This is a genomic window from Terriglobus roseus DSM 18391 (assembly GCF_000265425.1).
Taxonomy (GTDB): Bacteria; Acidobacteriota; Terriglobia; order Terriglobales; family Acidobacteriaceae; genus Terriglobus; species Terriglobus roseus.
The window spans coordinates 5153033-5171649 of sequence record NC_018014.1; the positions used below are offsets into that span (position 1 = coordinate 5153033).

Annotated in this window: 11 protein-coding genes; 3 read left to right on the forward strand and 8 right to left on the reverse strand. The window is 61.1% G+C overall.

Features of this window, described 5'->3' with window-relative positions:
- Window positions 1-771 precede the first annotated feature (771 nt).
- A complete protein-coding gene (locus TERRO_RS21335) occupies window positions 772-2610 on the reverse strand; it encodes a phosphoenolpyruvate carboxykinase (GTP) (RefSeq protein WP_014787795.1) in 1839 nt (612 codons plus the stop codon).
- 315 nt (window positions 2611-2925) lie between these two features.
- Between TERRO_RS21335 and TERRO_RS21340 the strand changes: the two genes are divergently transcribed.
- Entirely contained in the window at window positions 2926-8436 is a 5511-nt protein-coding gene (locus TERRO_RS21340; RefSeq protein ID WP_014787796.1) for an Ig-like domain repeat protein, read from the forward strand.
- Window positions 8433-8999, forward strand: coding sequence for a hypothetical protein (locus tag TERRO_RS21345; RefSeq protein WP_014787797.1), 567 nt, complete (start codon window positions 8433-8435; stop codon window positions 8997-8999). The genes TERRO_RS21340 and TERRO_RS21345 overlap by 4 nt, the downstream gene beginning before the upstream one ends.
- An 84-nt stretch (window positions 9000-9083) precedes the next feature.
- Here the strand turns inward: TERRO_RS21345 and TERRO_RS21350 are convergent, their stop codons facing one another.
- The 7 genes from TERRO_RS21350 to TERRO_RS21380 all read right to left on the reverse strand — a co-directional run bounded on the left by TERRO_RS21350 (window position 9084) and on the right by TERRO_RS21380 (window position 17170).
- The gene (locus TERRO_RS21350) at window positions 9084-10430 is read right to left on the reverse strand and encodes an aminotransferase family protein (protein ID WP_014787798.1); all 1347 of its coding nucleotides are present in this window, start codon (window positions 10428-10430) and stop codon (window positions 9084-9086) included.
- Between the two features lie 49 nt (window positions 10431-10479).
- Window positions 10480-11871 carry a dihydropyrimidinase gene (gene hydA, locus TERRO_RS21355; protein WP_014787799.1) on the reverse strand — a complete coding sequence of 464 codons (1392 nt, stop codon included), beginning with the start codon at window positions 11869-11871 and terminating at the stop codon, window positions 10480-10482.
- Window positions 11872-11876: 5 nt separating this feature from the next.
- A complete protein-coding gene (gene preA / locus TERRO_RS21360; protein WP_014787800.1) occupies window positions 11877-13283 on the reverse strand; it encodes an NAD-dependent dihydropyrimidine dehydrogenase subunit PreA in 1407 nt (468 codons plus the stop codon).
- Window positions 13270-14607, reverse strand: coding sequence for an NAD(P)-dependent oxidoreductase (locus tag TERRO_RS21365; RefSeq protein ID WP_014787801.1), 1338 nt, complete (start codon window positions 14605-14607; stop codon window positions 13270-13272). Before TERRO_RS21365 ends, preA begins: the two co-directional genes overlap by 14 nt.
- 119 nt (window positions 14608-14726) lie before the next feature.
- Window positions 14727-15977 (reverse strand): Zn-dependent hydrolase, encoded by a 1251-nt coding sequence (locus TERRO_RS21370; RefSeq protein WP_014787802.1) that lies wholly within the window; start codon window positions 15975-15977, stop codon window positions 14727-14729.
- A gap of 27 nt (window positions 15978-16004) precedes the next feature.
- Complete coding sequence (locus TERRO_RS21375; protein ID WP_014787803.1) at window positions 16005-16745, reverse strand: DUF72 domain-containing protein; 741 nt, start codon at window positions 16743-16745, stop codon at window positions 16005-16007.
- Window positions 16742-17170, reverse strand: a complete 429-nt coding sequence (locus TERRO_RS21380) for a DUF1810 domain-containing protein (RefSeq protein WP_014787804.1) — start codon at window positions 17168-17170, stop codon at window positions 16742-16744. The genes TERRO_RS21375 and TERRO_RS21380 overlap by 4 nt, the downstream gene beginning before the upstream one ends.
- Before the next feature lie 63 nt (window positions 17171-17233).
- Here TERRO_RS21380 and TERRO_RS21385 point away from each other — a divergent pair, with 63 nt between their 5' ends.
- Window positions 17234-18217, forward strand: a complete 984-nt coding sequence (locus tag TERRO_RS21385) for a cytochrome D1 domain-containing protein (protein ID WP_014787805.1) — start codon at window positions 17234-17236, stop codon at window positions 18215-18217.
- Window positions 18218-18617: the final 400 nt, after the last annotated feature.

The window sequence follows — 18617 nt, forward strand, 5'->3', positions numbered from 1 at the left end:
CAGAAATATCTCCTAAGTCTTTAGGAGTCAAGAAAAAACCTCGGCCGAGGTGAGGGCACATAGCCCGATCCGGGACAAGAACACGCATGGGAACATCTTGACGCCCGGAGTGCAAACCCATACCAACCATAGACAAAGGCGGTGGCAACACCCACCGCCTCGTCAGCGCACGGAAGGCCCGCGACCTCGGCGAACCCCTTTCTATGAGGCGCCAGCGATGAACTGCAACCTGCAGAGCACGCCTACTGCCGGCATATCGCCATGGCGAAAGGGCGATGACGACACCCACCGCCTTATCCCAGCGGACTGAAGGTCCGCGACTTCCTAGCCCAGGGCAAAGCCCTGGGTCTTCGGTCAAGGAAGAGATTGCGGGCTGAAGGCCCGCGACAAACTCTCTCGCGCTCGTGCGATATGTGGAACTCAGATAACTGCCGCAAGACCTGCACCCGCAAAGGCAAGCCTGAGGACAACGGGTTCCGGGCGGGAGGCCCCGCGCAACTCCGATCCGCTTGACACGCGCGATACAATCAACACATACGAAGCGGGAGGGCCAGGCGGCCCTCCCGTTCTGTTTTTCGCCCATAAGTCCTTTGAAATCTAATTTTTACCCGTAACCCCTTTCGAATCTAATTTTTGCCGTTTCGGGAAACGTCAACTCCTTTGGAATCTGATTTTTACGGAAAACGGCGGGGGGGGCGGGGTCTCCACGCTGACGTCACAGACAAAGAAAAGGCTGGCGTCTCCGCCAGCCTCCTTCGATTCCTCTGCTGTCTACAACCGGCAGATCAGTAGCTCTCGTTCGTAGACCATCTCCGGTGGCAGGTGGTCATGGAGCAACAGGAAGACCTCCTCGTGTCCCATGACTTCTTTCTTCCATGTGGCTCGGTCGACATTCTGCAGTTCATTGAACTGTGTCTCCGAGAAGTCCATGCCATCCCAGTTGATGTCGTGGTACTTGGGCGTCCAGCCGATCGGTGTCTCCTGGCCGCGGACACGACCGCGGGTCCGGTCGACGATCCACTTCAGCACGCGCATGTTTTCGCCAAAGCCAGGCCAGAGGAACTTGCCGTCCTCGTTCTTGCGGAACCAGTTGACGTGGAAGATGCGCGGCGTCGCGGTCAGCTCACGCTGCATACGCAGCCAGTGCCGGAAGTAGTCGCCCATGTGATATCCGCAGAACGGCAGCATCGCCATCGGGTCGCGCCGCACGATACCTACCGTGCCGCCGGCCGCCGCGGTCTGTTCACTGCCCATGGTCGCGCCCACGTAGACGCCGGCGCTCCAATTGAACGCCTGGTAGACCAGCGGCATGGTCTCGCGACGCCGACCGCCGAAGATGATGGCGCTGATCAGCACGCCCTGCGGGTCTTCCCAACTCGGGTCGATCGTCGGGCACTGCGCAGCAGGCGCAGTGAACCGGCCGTTGGGATGCGCCGCTGGAGTCTGGCTCTCAGGCGTCCACGCGTTCCCGCGCCAGTCCAGGCACTCGGCGGGCGGCGCGTCGGTCATGCCCTCCCACCAGATGTCGCCGTTGGGCTCGCCGTTCTCGGTGATCAACGCGACGTTGGTGAAGATGCTGTTCGAACGCAGCGTCGCCATAGCGTTCGGATTCGTCTTCTCGCTGGTGCCCGGCGCGACGCCGAAGAAGCCTGTCTCAGGATTGATCGCGCGGAGCTGGCCGGTCGCGTCCGGCTTGATCCAGGCGATGTCATCGCCCACGGTCCACACCTTCCAGCCCTCGAAACCAGCGGGCGGAATCAGCATGGCAAAGTTGGTCTTCCCGCACGCCGACGGGAAGGCCGCGGCAACATAAGTCTTCTCCGTCGTGCCGTCGTCCTTCTTCGGACTTTCGACACCGACAATGAGCATGTGCTCGGCCATCCAGCCTTCGTCACGGCCAATGTTGCTCGCAATACGCAGCGCGAAGCACTTCTTACCCAGCAGCGCGTTGCCGCCGTAGCCCGAGCCGTATGACCAGATCTCGCGCGTCTCCGGATAGTGAACGATGTACTTGTTATCGTTCTGCGGCCACGAAACGTCCTGCTGGCCCGGCGCGAGCGGCGCGCCCACCGAGTGCACGCAAGGCACTACGCGCTTGTAATCCTTGTCGATCTCCGCATACACCGGCAAGCCGATGCGGGCCATGATGCGCATGTTCACCACGGCATACGCCGAGTCCGTCAACTGCACACCGATCTGCGCCATCGGCGATCCGATCGGTCCCATGCTGAACGGCATCACGTACATCGTCCGGCCGCGCATGCAGCCCTTGAACAGCGTCTTCAGCTTGCGCCGCATCACGAACGGGTCTTCCCAGTTATTCGTCGGCCCCGCAGCATCCTTCGAGAGCGAGCAGATAAACGTGCGGTCCTCTACGCGGGCAACATCGTTCGGCGAGGAGCGGGCATAGAAGCAGCCAGGCCACTTCACCGGATCCAGCTTGGTAAAGGTGCCCGCAGCCACTAACTCAGCGCACAGACGATCGTTCTCCTCGGCACTGCCATCCACCCAGTAGATCCGGGCAGGCTCGCAGAGCGCCGCCGTCTTCTCAACCCAACGAATCAAATGGCGATTCGTCGTCGGTGGTGTATTCATCGCAATCAATTCCATGCTGGCCTCTTTAAAAAGATTACTTCTGGAGATACAAGAATTCGTCCGGACAGCGCAGATCAAACGATACAAACGACTTGGAGTAACACAGCCTGAGGGGAAAACTAACTCTAAGTCGGGTTTCATCCCCCGGATGAGCCATTTATCAGGCGCCTTGGTGCATGCGAAACTCTCGTCAGTTCAGTAGGAAGTACTCCTAGAGGCGGCCTTCAAGAAGCGCCCCCAATGTAAGTGCAGTTTCCCCTGTCTCCCTTGTCCTGCTCCGGTTCCCCAAGCGACCGGTCACGCCAGCCGATTAAAGGAAGTAAATACCCCATGTTGACGAAACCTGTTTCGCAGGTCAGCGCAGATCTGCGCTCAAAATTCACCGGTATTCTCCGGCAAGCCTCGCTCTTCTGCGCTGCGGTTGCCCTGAGCTGGGCGACGTCCGCTGGTGCGCAGACCAAGGTGCAGCATCTTCCCGGGTCGGTCGCAGTTGGCATTACCTCCCCAGTCCAGCCGGTCACACTCACGGTGCAAGGCACCGTCGCGTCGATCCGCGTGGTCACGCAGGGGTCGGCCGGTTTTGACTTTGCAGACGCAGGTGGTGGTTCTTGCACCACCCAATCCTATCTGCTACCCCAGTCGTGCACCGTCAATGTTACGGTGTCACCCGCCGCCCCCGGCCGCCGCCTGGGCGCCGTGGTCCTGCGTGACAGCGCCAACCGCGTTTTGGCAAGCCAGGCGATCGACATGATGGCGACCGGTCCGCTGGCTGTGATCCGGCCCGGCATCCTGCAGACCATCGCGGGTAACAACCCGCAATGGCAGTACAGCTCCACCGATGAAGGCGCCCCCGCATACTCCGCGCACATCTTCCTGCCCAGCGGTGTTGCCATGAATGGCGCCGGCGAGCTCTTCGTCTCCGACTCCGGAAACAACCGCGTGCGCAAGGTCACACCGGCGCCCGCCACCGCCCCAGCCAAGAGCGACATCACCAAGGGAACGATCGTCACCTACGCAGGTGGCGATGTTGCTACGTCACTCAGCAGCCCCGCCGGTCTGGCCATCGATGGCGCCGGAAACCTCTACGTCGCAGACAGCGGCAACAACGTCATCCGCCGTATCGACACCAACGGCGTCATGACCACGGTGGCTGGGCAAGTGGCCAACTCCAGCCCCTACGCGGGAGACGGCCTTCTGGCCACGGCAGCGACTCTTAACGCTCCATGGAGCGTCGCACTCGATCCAGACGGCAATCTCTTCATCGCAGACACAGGCAACAACGCCGTACGCCGCGTCGATGCGATCACCGGCATCATGACCACGGTGGCGTCCAACCTCAACGCGCCCCGCGCTGTAGTGTTCGATCCCTCCGGCGTTCTGTACGTCGCCGACTCGGCCGACAACACGGTCCTGCGTGTCAACGCCGACGGCAGCTTCTCCACCTATGTTGGCATCTCGACGCCGCGTGGTGGCTCCTTCGACGGTGACGGTGGCGCTGCAACCGCAGCCCATCTGAACGGTCCCGCGGCTCTCGCCTTCGATCCCGCCGGCAACCTGTACATCGCCGACTCCGCCAACAATCGCGTACGCCGCGTTGATGCCCTGTCCAAGCTGATCACCACAGTCGCTGGCAATGGCGGCACGGTCATGGACGACACCGTGATGAACTCGGACATTGCTTCCTTCTCCGGCCCGTACGCCCTCTTCCTCGACAACGCAGCGAACCTTTACGTCGGCGATCTCTTTCACAACCGCGTCCGCCAGATCTCGAGCAACACCGCAGTCCTTACCTACCCGGCCATCCGCGTCACCAAGACCTCTGCGCCGCAGAAGGAGACGCTCGAGAGCGACGGAACAACGGCATTCACGCCAGGCGATCTGACCGCAGGTAACTCGTCGGTCTTCGACCAGACCGCATTGGATGCCGCCACCACAACCTGCCGCACCGGCAACGCGATCCAGCCCGGCAGCACCTGCGTCCTCGGCGTAGAGTTCGCACCCACCGTTGTCAGCGCACCGGGCTCCACCACGCCGGGCAGCTTCACCTTCAAATCCGACGCATCGAACGCGCCCGACATCGTCTACGTCAGCGGCCAGGTTCTCACAGTTGAGCCCACCGCCATCGCCCTCAGCTCCAACGCAAATCCTTCCGGCCTTGGATCGAGTGTCACTTTCACCGCGATCGTTGCGGAGACGGACGGCAACAACGGCAACGCCATCCCTACCGGCACCGTAACCTTCACGTACACGAACGGCACAGGCCCGGCGATCCAGTTGGGTAGCCCCGTTACCCTGGTCGGTGGTGTCGCGAGGACTTCCATAACCACGCTCGCCCTCGGTCAGCACACGATCACCGCCAACTACTCCGGCAACAGCACCGACGCCGCCAGCACCGCAAGCCTGTCTCAGAGCATCGTGCAGAACACGGTTCTCACGCTCAGCGCGAATCCGAACCCGTCGTACGCCACCCAGACCGTGACCCTCTCCGCGAAGCTCACGGCAAGTACAGGGAATGCGCCCATCGCCGGTGCGACCGTAACCTTCTTCAACGGCACCACGGCGATCGGCACAGCAGCGACCACGGACGCAAACGGTATCGCCACCACCACTGTGGCTTTCCCTACCGCAACTCCGGCAGGTTCGCCCCTGCCGCTAACCGCCAGCTTTGGCGGTGACACCAACAATCTGAAGAGCACCTCGAACGTGGTCTCGCAGACGGTTAACGCGACACAGACCACCACGCTGCTCTCTGCATCGCCGAACACGGCCGCTGTGGGCACGAACGTCACACTGACCGCGACGGTATCCAGCATCAACGGCCCCTTGCCCACCGGCACCGTAACCTTCAAGTCTGGCGCAACCACCCTGGGCACAGGAACGCTGGATGCCAACGGCAGCGCATCGCTTGCCACCTCATCCCTGCCACCCGGCCAGAATCCGATCGTCGCCACCTATAGCGGCGACGCCTCTAACCTGGGCAGCACTTCGGTTAGCACCGTTGTCACGGTAACCCGCCTCACCACCAACACGATTCTTACTTCCAGCGCACCGAACTCCAATGCAGGATCGACGCTGAACCTGACCGCCAACGTAACGTTGGGCGCGGGACAGACCGCTGTCGGCGCCATCAGCGGCATCGTCACTTTCTATGACGGTGCAACCGTCATCGGCAGTCAGCAGGTCGTCAACGGTGTGGCGGTACTGACCACCACTAACCTCAAGGTCGGAACGCACAACCTGACGGCAAGCTACAGCGGCAACACCAACTACGACGTCAGCACCTCGGCACCGATCGTGCAGACGGTACAGACCTCCAGCTCGACCACGGTGCTCAGTGTGAGTTCCGCCACAGCCGCCGGCGGTAAGCCTGTCACACTGACGGCGACGGTCAACACAGCCGGCGTCAAAGCAACCGGCAACGTCACCTTCACGGATGGCGCGACGGTACTTGGAACGGTTGCGCTCAACTCCAACGCAGTCGCTTCCTTGACCGTGACGACACTCCCGGTTGGCCAGCACAACATTGTCGCCACTTACAACGGCGATCCGGATTACAACGTCAGCGCATCCAGCACGTCCACGGTAAGCGTCTCGATCGGCAACACCGCCCTTGCATTGACCGGAACGCCCGGCTCAGCCACCTACAGCGCGGCCATCACCCTGACCGCCACGATGACCAGCGACGGTGCGCTTCCCTCGAACCCGACTGTTACGCTGACGGATAACGGTGCTCCGCTAACGAGTGTTACCATCTCGGCCGCGGGCAATGCATCCTTCGTCACCTCGACACTCAGCGTTGGCACGCACACCATCGTCGCGCAGTACGCCGGTGACCCCAACAACGCTGCGGCCCAGTCGCAGAGCGTAACGATCACCATCGAGGCTGCCAGGACGACCACCAGCCTCACCAGCAGCAACCCGGCATCGACCTTCGGCGATACCGTTACGCTGCAGGCGACCGTTGCCAGCCCCAACGCCAACCTGACCGGCACCGTTACCTTCCAGGAGGGCAGCACCAACCTGGGCACGGTTGCCATCAACTCAGCCGGTGTCGCTTCGCTGCCGATCTCTAACTTCTCGGTTGCACAGCACAGCATCGTCGCCATCTACAGCGGCGACAGCACCCACTCCACCAGCACCTCGGCTGTGCTGAACCAGTCGGTGGTCGCTCCCACGAACATCTCCCTCAGTTCCAGCACCAATCCTGCCATCGGCGGCAATGCGGTCACCTTCACGGCGCAGGTTGCCGGTGCAGCAGCCAACAGTGGTGTGACAGCGGCTCCCACGGGAACCATGATCTTTCATGAGGGCGCAACCGTCCTCGGCACCGTCGCTCTCAACGGCGCAGGCGCTGCTTCCCTCACCACATCGTCCCTCACCGTGGGTTCGCACAACATCGTTGCAACGTACAGCGGTGACGTGCGGTATGGCGGCAATGACTCTGCCATACTGACCCAGGTCATTCGCAACGCCAGCTCGCAGAGCGTACTGACCACCAGTGCCAACCCCTCCGTCTTCGCTGCGCCGCTGACCCTGACGGTCCGCGTCACCGGCAACGGTGGAGCACCGACCGGTAACGTGAACTTCCTGGACGGTACCACCACCATCGGCCAGGCAGCACTCAACGCTGGCACGGCCGTCTTCACCACCAGCTCACTGGCTCCTGGCATCCACTCGCTGTCGGCCATTTACGTCGGCGACAGCAACAATTCCGCCTCGACCACCGTTGCGGTGAATCAGCAGGTACAGCAGATCACGCAGATCGCAGTCGTCAGCAGCAGCAACCCCGCGCTGACACTGGATCGCCCAACCCTGACGGCGACGGTACGCACCGTCACCGGCGCCTTTGCAACGGGTAACGTCCGCTTCACCGATGGCACCGTGGTTCTGGGTACGTCGGCGCTCACCGGCGGTGTGGCAACGTTGGTCCCCAACGCCTTCACCGCGGGCACGCACAGCATCACCGTGGCCTACTCGGGCGATACGTCGGATCTGCCGTCCGTGTCTCCGGCACTGCAACTGATCGTGAACCTTCGCCCAACCCAGAACACCGTCACCGCCACCCTGCCCACAACACTTAGCGGCGGCGTCCTGACCCTTATCTCCGTGCTGAAGTATGACGGTCCTGTCTCGCCCACCGGCGTGACAACCTTCAGCACCGCAACCGGTGTCATCGGTAGCGCAAGCGTCGGCGCCAACGGCATCGCAACGCTCAACGTCCAGGGCTCTGCGATCCCCGGCAAGATCACGGCAACCTACAGCGGTGATGCTTCCTACTCCGCATCGACATCACAACCCACAGACATCACGACCGCTTCCGCAACCAACTTCACCCTGTCGGTCACACCCACGACCTTCACCGTGGCCAGCTCCAAGTACGTCGTATCCCAGATCACCCTTCACTCCAACGATGGCTTCTCGGACACCATCAACCTTGGCTGCGGCGGCATGCCGTATGCCGCAACCTGCACCTTTGACCATGACAGCATCAAGCTGCCGGCTAACGGTACCGTCACGGTGAAGGTCACCATCGACACCGGAGCACCGCTGACCTCTGGAGGCCAGTCCTCAGCAAGCGTGCAGACAACGCGCGGCACCTCTGCCCTGGCACTGTTACCCGCGGGCGCGGTACTGATCCTGCTGGCCTTCGGACGCCGTAAGCGCAACGTACCCGCACTGTTGCTCCTCTTGCTTGCCTCGGCTCTGCTGCCCGTCATGGGCTGCGGCACCATCAACCAGAAGAGCACGCCGGCCGGCGCTTACAACCTGGCGATCAGTGCCGTCGGCCAGGGCACAGGCGTCACGCTCTCGCAGGTCATCAGCATGACGGTGACTCAGTGATCACTGTGCTCCGTAAGCACCGCCAACGCCTCCTCGCGCTCTTCGCCGCCGTGGCTCTCACCATCACGGCGGCGGGCACCGCCACCGGACAGGCCAAGCCTGCAGGCGTTGGGCCTGGCCTCTACACCACCGTCGGTATCGCTGGCTCCGTCTACCGCAGCGACTACGGCAAGCTGACCTTCTTCGCACCGACGATCTACATCGATGCCAACATCCATCGCTATGTCGGTATCGAGGCAGAAGCCCGCTTCCTGCGCTACGGCGGCAAAAACGGTGTTACGCAGGACACCTATCTTATCGGCCCGAAGTACAGCTTCAAGCCCGAGGGCTGGGTGCCGTACGTGAAGATGCCAGTCGGCCTCGGCCGCATGAAGTTCCCCTACGACCTCGCCACTGGCAACTACTTTGTGCTGGCGCCCGGCGGCGGCCTGGAGTACTGGACACACAACGACAACATCCACATCCGAGTCGTCGACGTCGAGTACCAGATGTGGCCGCAGTTCACCTTCGGCACGCTCCATCCCTACGGCGTAAGCGCCGGTGTCAGCTTCCGCATCTGGTAGAGAGCAGCAGACAGGGGACCGGCGCTTCAGCGCCGATCCCCTCCACCGAACAAGAGATGGTCATTATCCGGCAGGCAGGCGGCCTCAAGAAGTCACACATTGCTCATCCGCCATCGCCAGATGCTTATCCAGCAGCGCTACTCCAAAATCGATCTGCTCCTTCGAAACAATCAGGGGCGGAGCAATGACAAAGTGCGATACCCACGACTGCACCGTCATCCCATCCGCCACACACTTCCCAGCAATCTGATCCACAAGCAAGGCCTTGCCACTGACCTTGTCGGCATAGGTGGCAAACGGCTCCTTGGTCGCGCGATTTTTCACCAGGTCCAGCGCCCAGAACAGCCCCTTGCCGCGCACCTCGCCAACGCAGACATGCCTCGTCTGCAGCTCTCGTAGCTTCTCGCCCAGATAGAGCCCAAGCTCCGCAGACCGCTCCACGAGTCCAAGCCGTTGCATCTCCTTGATGGTCGCTACGGCGGGCTTCAGCGTAATCGGATGCGCCTCATAGGTGTGGCCGTGCGAGAAGTAATGGTCGTCAAAGTACGCGGCAATCTTCTCGTTCGTAGCGCACAATCCCAGCGGAACATAGGCACTCGTAATGCCCTTCGCAGTCACCAGGATATCGGGCGCAACACCCCAGTGCTCCATCGCGAACCACTTTCCGGTACGACCCCATCCACTCATCACCTCGTCCGCAATCAGCAACACGTTGTGCTTCGTGCAGATCTCGCGCAACCGAGGCATGTACCCCTCAGGCGGAACGATGACACCATTCGTTCCAACGATCGGCTCCACGATCACTGCGGCAACATCGCTCTCATTCACGATCATGTGCTCGATGTAATTCGCGCACGCATTCCCGCAGTTGGCTGCGGCATGACCCAGCGGGCAGCGATAGCAGAAGGCCTCCGGCGCAAAGATGACACCGGGCAGCTTACCCGCAGGCTCCATCGCCCAGCGACGCGGATCGCCCGTTGCCGCAATCGATCCCGACGTCGACCCGTGATAGCTGCGGTACCGCGCAATGATCTTGTTCTTACCCGTATACATACGCGCGATCTTGAACGCAGCCTCATTGGCTTCCGTGCCGCTCGTCGTAAAGAAGAACTTATTCAGCCCCTGCGGCAACACCTCCAGCAACAACTGCGAAAGCTCCGCTCGAGCCGTCGTCGCATATCCGGGCATCGCATAGGCAAGCTGTTGTGCCTGTTCCGCGATCGCAGCAATTACCGCCGCGTTCTTGTGCCCAAGGTTCGAACACATCAACTGCGAACTGAAATCGAGATAACGCTTACCGTCGCCGTCGATAATCTCGCAGCCCTCGGCATCCACCACATGCATCGGCATCCAGCCCTTTTGAAAACGCCACGTGCCGTAGTTCAGCGTGCGTGTAAGGTCGACAACTTCCTGCGATGTAAGTTCTGCCATGATTGCTATCCCTGTGCTTTGTTGGGGTGCACTACGATCTCAAGCGCTCTTACGCGAAGCCGCCCGCATTCGCGGCGCGAGCGATGAACCTGCCGCGGCCGGTCTCGCCGATCCAATTGCCATCTTCCACAACCAGCTCGCCGCGACTGAAGACGTGCTTCGCATTGCCCTGCACCGTCCAGCCTTCGAACATGTTGTAATCCGTTGCCATGCACTGCGTCGCTGCCTGGATGGTGTAACGCTGCTTCGGATCCCACAACAGAATGTCAGCGTCTTTGCCCGGCTTAAGCTCGCCCTTTTGCGTCATCCCGAAGATGCGAGCCGGCGCAGTCGACGTCAGTTCCACGAAGCGCTCGGGTGAGATGCGACCACTGTTCACGCCGAAATTCCACAACACCTGCAGGCGATTCTCGATGCCCGGTCCGCCATTCGGAATCTTGCTGAAGTCACCACGTCCCATCGCCTTTTGCTCTGTCGTAAAGGGACAATGATCCGTGCTGACAACCGAAAGCGTGCCATCATCCAGCGCACGCCACAGAGGCTCCTGGTTCTTCTTCTCACGCAACGGCGGCGTGAAGACAAACTTCGATTCGTCCCAGCTCTCGCCCGGCATCTGGTCCTCGATCGACAGCACCAGGTACTGCGTACACGTCTCCGCAAGCGCGCGATCGTAGTGCCGCTGCGCATGCTTCAACTCGCGCAACGCCTCCTCGTTTGACAGGTGCACAATGTAGACCGCACACCCCGTCATCTCCGCAAGAGCAATCGCCCGATGCGTAGCCTCGGCCTCAGCCTTCGCCGAGCGCGAATGTGCATGGAAGTGCGGCGCGGTCTTACCCTCCGCCAGCATCTGCGCCACGACGACATCAATGGCAGATCCGTTTTCTGCATGGATACAGCACAGCGCGTTCAGCGCAGCAGCACGCTGCATCACGCGGAACATCAAACCGTCATCGATCATCAACACATTCGGATACGCCATGAAGAGCTTGAAGCTGGTGACACCCGTCGCGACCATCGCCTCCATCTCATCCAGCGTCGCGCCATCCGCTCCAAGATCCGTAATAGCCATGTGCAGCGAGTAGTCCACGCATGCTTTGCCACGCGACTTTGCAAGCCACGTCTCCAGCGCCTCTGCAAGCGAATGACCGCGGGACTGCAGCGCGAAATCAATCACACTCGTCGTTCCACCAACCGCCGCCGCGATGGTTCCGGTCCGGTAGTCATCCGCAGACACTGTCCCCCCGAACGGCATGTCAAGATGCGTATGCACATCGATCCCGCCCGGCATCACCAGCAGCCCCTCGGCATCGACGATGCGATGTTCACTGCCGTCGATGCGCGGCGCTACCTGCTCAATGCGCTCACCGTCGATCAACACATCGGCTCGACGCGAACCCTCTGCCGTAACAACCGTTCCGTTCTGTATCAGGATGCCCATTGGATCTATACCTCCGCGGGAAGCGCGCACTCGGTCGCGCTGGATGGTGTGGTGCCGTCGGCCACGCGCTGCTCCCACGTGTAACTCGGCAGACCGTTGTCCACCGGCACCATCGTGATGCAATCGTCGACCGGGCAAACCAGTGAGCACAGATTACAGCCGACACAATGATGCTCATCCACGCGTGGGATACGCTCCAGCGGTGTAACGCCGTGCAGCAGTCCCGCGCCACCGGCATCCCGCTTCGGGATCGGCGTCATGCTGATGCGTCGTGCGCTTGCCCCCAGTGTTTGTGCCGGTGTTGACCTGTCCTCACGCACACGATCGTTATGAATACACTGATGCGCACCATCCCAACAAGCCGTGTAACAAAGCTGGCAGCCGATGCACTTCGATGCATCGATCTGCGCGACTACCTTGTAGTTCATGTTGAGCTGTTTCCACTCACGCATCTTCGGCAGCGACAGGCCGCGGAAATCGTCGATGGTCTCAAAGCCCTTCTCACTCATCCACTGCAACATCCCATCGGCCATATCTTCCACGATGCGATAGCCGTAGTGCATGACGGCCGTGCACACCTGTACATTGCCAGCACCCAACAGCAGGAACTCCACAGCGTCGCGCCACGTGGCAACACCGCCGATACCGCTCAGCGGCAGCGCAGCCTCCGCATCACTCATGATCTGCTGCACCATGCTCAACGCAATGGGCTTCACTGCAGGTCCGCAATAGCCGCCGTGTGTGCTGCTGCCATCGACTTTCGGCCTCGGCTCCAGCGTGTCCAGATCGATGCCTGTGATGCTGTTGATCGTGTTGATCGCGCTCAACGCATGGGCACCACCACGTTTCGCGGCACGAGCAGGCATGCGAATATCACTGATGTTCGGGGTCAACTTCACGATGACCGGTGTGCGCGCCTTCTCCTTCACCCACGATGTAATGCGCTCTGCATACTCCGGCACCTGCCCCACCGCAGACCCCATGCCGCGCTCACTCATCCCATGCGGGCAACCGAAGTTCAACTCAAGTCCGTCAGCACCCGCGTCTTCAACCTTCGCGACAATGTCATGCCAGCTCTCACGATTGCTCTCCACCATCAGCGATGCAATCAACACATGCTTCGGATAACGCCGCTTGACCTCAGCAATCTCGCGCAAGTTGGTGATGGTCGGCCGGTCGCTGATCAACTCGATGTTGTTCAGGCCCATCATGCGGCGGCCCTCCCAATCGAGCGAGCTATAACGCGACGAGACATTCGTCACCGGCTCACCAATCGTCTTCCACACGGCCCCGCCCCAACCCGCGTCGAAGGCCCGCATGATCTGCTCACCGCAGTTGGTAGGCGGCGCAGAAGCGAGCCAGAAAGGATTCAGACAAGGGATGCCGCAAAAGGTATTCTCAAGCGTTGGCATAGGGTCCTCCTAGGCCATTAGGAGTCGCAAGAAGTTGTGCAGCCATCGCGATCCCGGCACGCTTGCCATCCGCGACCGCATCTACTACCTCACGGCCACCATTCGTGCAATCACCGCCTGCAAAGTACTTCGCGTGACTCGTCTGCCCCGTGACCCGATCGATAACAACACGGCCGCGCTGCGTCTCAACCACCCCAGTCAAAAAGTGCGTATGGGTACCCTGCCCTATCGCCAACACCACGCAATCGCACGCAAGCAAAAACTCCGACCCCGCAATCATGCCCAGAGAGCCATCGTCACCCGCCTCCATCCGCACCAGCGTCACACCCTCCACACGTTCGTTGCCATTGATCGCAACGGGCTGCACGAACCACGCAAAGCCGATGCCCTCTCGCAATGCATGGTGATACTCCGACGCAAACGCCGACATATGTTCCGGACCGCGCCGATACACCATCGTTACCTCAGCAGCACCCAGTCGCTTCGCCGCGATCGCCGCGTCGATTGCGGTGTTTCCAGCGCCCACGACCACCACGCGTGAAGGCAACGAGCCGATCATGCCGCCCTTATAGCCAGCGATCAGATCGAGAGCATCGGTGACCTCCGGCAGATCTTCCCCGGAAACGTCAAGGCGATGGATCGCACCCAGTCCCATCCCAAGAAAGACCGCATCGAACGTCTGCTCCAGCTCTGCAAGCCTGTCACTGTCGATCATCATCTCTGCAACAAACTCCACACCAAGCGAACGAATGAGTTCAACCTCATGCAGCGCAACGCCGAAGGGCAACTTGTACTCTGCGATCCCATACGTGTTCAATCCACCGGGCAGCGGACGCGCGTCGTAGATGGTGGCCGCAATGCCGTTGCGTCGTAATTCTGCAGCGCATGCAAGGGATGCAGGACCGGCGCCGATCAACGCGACGCGCTTGCCGGTATCTTCAGCAGGCGTAAACGGCAGCGGCAATTTTGCATCATGCATGCCTTCCATCGCGTACCGCTGCAGCAGACCGATTTGAATCGGCTCGCGGCCCTGATGATGCAGCACGCATGCGCCCTCGCAAAGCACCTCAACGGGGCACGCACGTGCGCAACTGGCGCCAAGAATATTCGCATCAAGGATCGTCCGCGCAGAGCCAATGCGATTGCCGCTCGCGATCTTCTTGATAAACGTAGGAACGTCTATATGTGTGGGGCATGCGTTCATGCACGGCGCGTCAAAGCAATAGAGGCAGCGGTTAGCCTCCGCAATGGCCGCGCCCTGCAGCAGCGAAGGCTTCAGGTCGCTGAAGCGAGGATCACGTGGATGTGTCACGTCGTAGCTCATCGCGCGCCTCCTTTTCGGTAAGGTGTTGTGCTGCGAAGGTCAAAGAAACGCCTCCAGATTCTCGTTACGTTCGCGCCGGGAGCGTCGATGATTGCACTGATGCCGCCGCCATGCAATCCCTACGGACGTTCGTCAGTCGTAATCCAGGCGATCGTCTTCTGCGCCAATCGATACAAAGCGACGACTGCCATCTGCAGGTGATCCTCGCGCGTGTCTTCAATCTTGTTGTGGCTGATGCCGTTCAACGATTGCGTGAACAGCATCGCGGTAGGAATGCCGGCACGCGCAACCTCCGCCGCATCATGCAGCGGGCCAGAAGGCAGATGATGAACTGTCCCGGACACCGACTGCACCGCGTCCTCCGCAAATGCCAGTAACTGCGGATGGAATGGCACAGGTTCAATGCTCCAGATGCGCGACCACTCCACCGTGCAACGTTCTTCCGCAGCGAAGCGCTCGCTCGCGGCCCTTGCTTCTGTAAACATCTTCGCAAGCACAGTGGCATCCAGATCGCGCATGTCCAGCGTCGCTTCGCATCTGCCAGCGACCGCAGTCACAATACCCGGGAAGGTCTTGACGCTTCCCACCGTCGCGACCGCATCCGCGTGTCGCATCGCGATGGGCCGTACCTCCAGCGCCAGCTTAGCGCAGGCTGCAAGCGCATCGTGTCGCGCGTTCATCGGCGTCGATCCAGAGTGCGCCTCCTGCCCATGGAAGGTAAGGGCGTGGCGCTCGACACCCTTCGTACCGGTGACCACACCCAGCGGCAGACCCATGCTCTCAAGCACCGGCCCTTGCTCGATGTGCAGTTCCAGATAAGCCGCAGCATTAGCGCGCTGCTCGGTGCATGCGCCGATCTGATCGATGCTGACTCCACAGCGTGCAAGTGCATCCTGCATCGAGATGCCATTTTTATCCGTACGCACACGATCGGCCGCGATACTGCTGTTCCCTGCAAACGCTGCGGAGCCAAACAGGCTGCGCCCAAAGCGCGCGCCCTCCTCATCCGCCCAATCCACAATGCGAATCGTAACGGGGGGTCGTCCGTCGTACTGCTCGCTAAAGGCGCGCATCACTTCAAGCGATGCCATTACACCCAGGCAGCCATCAAGCCACCCGCCGTTGGGTACCGAATCAAGATGGCCGCCCAGCAGCAGCGCACGATCACTCTCACCCTGCAGTGTCACCCACACGTTGCCGGCCTCATCCTGTACGCGTGTCACCGGCAGGTCTGCGTGCTTCCCGGCGAACCATGCACGTGCGCGAAGCCATGTATCCGTCCACGCCACACGTTGTGCACCGTCGGCGTCGCCGGTCAGCGCACGCAGCTCTTTCAGTTCCTCAATGGTCCGTTGCGGATCGAGCGCCATGAGAAAGAAATACCATGCGGCTGTCGCTCAGGCAGTACGTACCAGATCACGAAGCCTCTGGGCATTGCCGAAAGCCGCGCCCGACGCCGTGTTGTCGAAGATGCACCATACCTGCGCGCACCCCTTCGAGCTCGCTTGCAAAGTCTCCGCGAGCTGCGCCAACCATGCGTCGTCATACGCCGAGTAATAAGTCCGCGGCGATCCATGCAGCCGGTAATAGATCCAGCCAGCGTCGCCCGCAGGCGTCATCGCCTGCGGCACCCGCATGGGATCCGCTGCGACGCGGGCGATTGCGAACCGCTGCAACAACTCGTCCGCCTCATCCGTGAACCAGCTCGCGTGACGCGGCTCCAGCACGGCTCCGCCCTTGTAATGCTCGCGGAGCATCTCGAAGAAGTCTGCCGCCCGCTGCATTTCCAGCGCTTGCTTCGGCGGCAGTTGCAGCAAAAGCGGCCCGCGCTTTTCACCGAGCGCCGAACTCTCCTCCAGAAACCGTTGCAGCGTGGCAGCATCCGGAGCGAGCGCACCCTCATGCGTCAACGTCCGTGGCACCTTCACCGAAAACTGAAATCCGTCCGGCACCGCTGCCGCCCACTTGGCATAGGTGCCGGGCATGTGCGGTCGATAGAACGAGGAGTTGATTTCCGCACAGGACAGTTGTCGCGCATAACGATGCAGATGCGCGCCTTCGCCTGGCGCCTGGTCCGCAAACACTCGCGGTATAGACCAACCTGCCGTTCCGATGCAGATTTTGCCGCCGTCGCTCACGACAACCGGCTGACCGTAGCAGCGTCTTCTTTGCCACGGAAGTACTTCGCAAGAGCAGTGTGGAATTCGCTACCGGCTTCACCCGCAGCGCGAGCGAACAACGTCACGGACGAGTGGAACTTCATGTCGTCAGGCGAACCAAAGATCGCCCCCAACGAGCGCCCCTCCACGGCATTCACCAGGGCAGTGCACTCACGCAGACGTTCGCCGAGCACAGGGTGCGCCAGATAGGCCCGCGCCTCTTCAAGACCGCCGATCGCATACCGCTGTGCCATGCTGCTGAACCCAAGCCCGGCGATCTGCGGAAAGATGAACCACATCCAGTGGCTGCGTTTTTCTCCAGCCTCTAACTCTGACCGCACCGTCGTGTAGACACCAGCCTGTGCATCCACAAATCGCTGCAGGCCATATTGATCTTCCGTCATAGCAGCATCCCTCTCGCCTGAATGAGATGGCAAACAGCGAAGATGCGGCGTAGCCTTCTGCCTATGAAGACCGCAATGACGCTGCTTGCCGCGCTAGCTCTCTCTGCCACCGCTGCTCCTGCCCAGACGGGGTCGCTCCTGGTGCTCTCCAAACACGACCACACACTGGCCGTAATTGACCCGAAGACTCTGAAAGTCGTCTCGAAGGCGCCCGTAGGCGACGATCCGCACGAGGTGATCGCCTCCGCCGACGGACGCATCGCGTGGGTCTCAAACTACGGTGGCGGATGGTCGCTGCACACGCTCGCCGTGATCGACCTTGTGAACGCGAAGGCATTGCCGTCAATCGACATTGCACCGCTGCGAGGCGCGCATGGGCTGGCCTTCTCTCAGGGCAAACCATGGTTCTCCGCAGAGGGATCAAAGGCCTTCGGCAGCGTGGATCCAGCCACGGGTAAGGTGGACTTCCTGATGGGCACCGGCCAGGACCGAACCCACATGCTCTGGGTGGCGCCCGATGGCAAGGAATTCATCACCATCAACATCAATTCGGCAACGGTCTCCTTCTTTCAGCAGGTGCTGGCACGCGATCACACCGACTGGACCGCAACCCTTGTTTCCGTAGGTCGCGGTGCAGAAGGCTTTGACCTGTCGCCCGACGGCCGCGAACTGTGGGTGGCAAACGCACAGGACGGGACCGTCTCCATCATCGATCGCGCAACAAAGAAGGTCACCGCCACGCTGTCCATCAACGGCAGCAGCGCCAATCGGCTGAAGTTCACGCCGGATGGCACACATGTCCTCGTCTCCCTCTTGAGGTCCCCGGATCTGATCGTGTTGGACGCAAAGACGCATGCCGAGGTGAAGCGCCTGCCGATCGGTCACGGTGCCGCGGGCATCCAGATGGAGCCCACGGGCGCCCGTGCCTTCGTCGCCTGCACCCCCGACAACTACGTCGCCGTCATCGACCTGAAGACACTCACCGTGGTCGGCCGTATCGACGCAGGTGGCGAACCCGACGGCATGGCCTGGGCTGCTCGCCCCTAGAACTGACGCCAGTTCCACAACGGAAAAGGGACGGCTCATGCCGTCCCTTTTCTCCATGTGTAACGCAGCGCTGCCGCATACTTTCCAAGCCACCTGCAGAACGGCAGCTTTTCGGGCACCCGAAGCACACGCGACATTCGCCCTGAAAAGCGAATCGCCTTCGGGGAGTCGGATCCCCGAAGGCACACTTCAACTGCAGGAGGTGGTTATGCCCAAAGAACCGGGTATCCGCATCTCGATGGCCGTGTCAGAGAAAATCGCTCTGTCACTACTCGGGTTGCTGTTACTCATTCTCACGCACTACCTCAAGGAATAACCCTTGAAGCCCCGGGGCGGCTTGCACACCGCTCCGGGTTCGTTGCTTGTATTCAAGGCCCGTCACCACGATCAGTCAACGGTT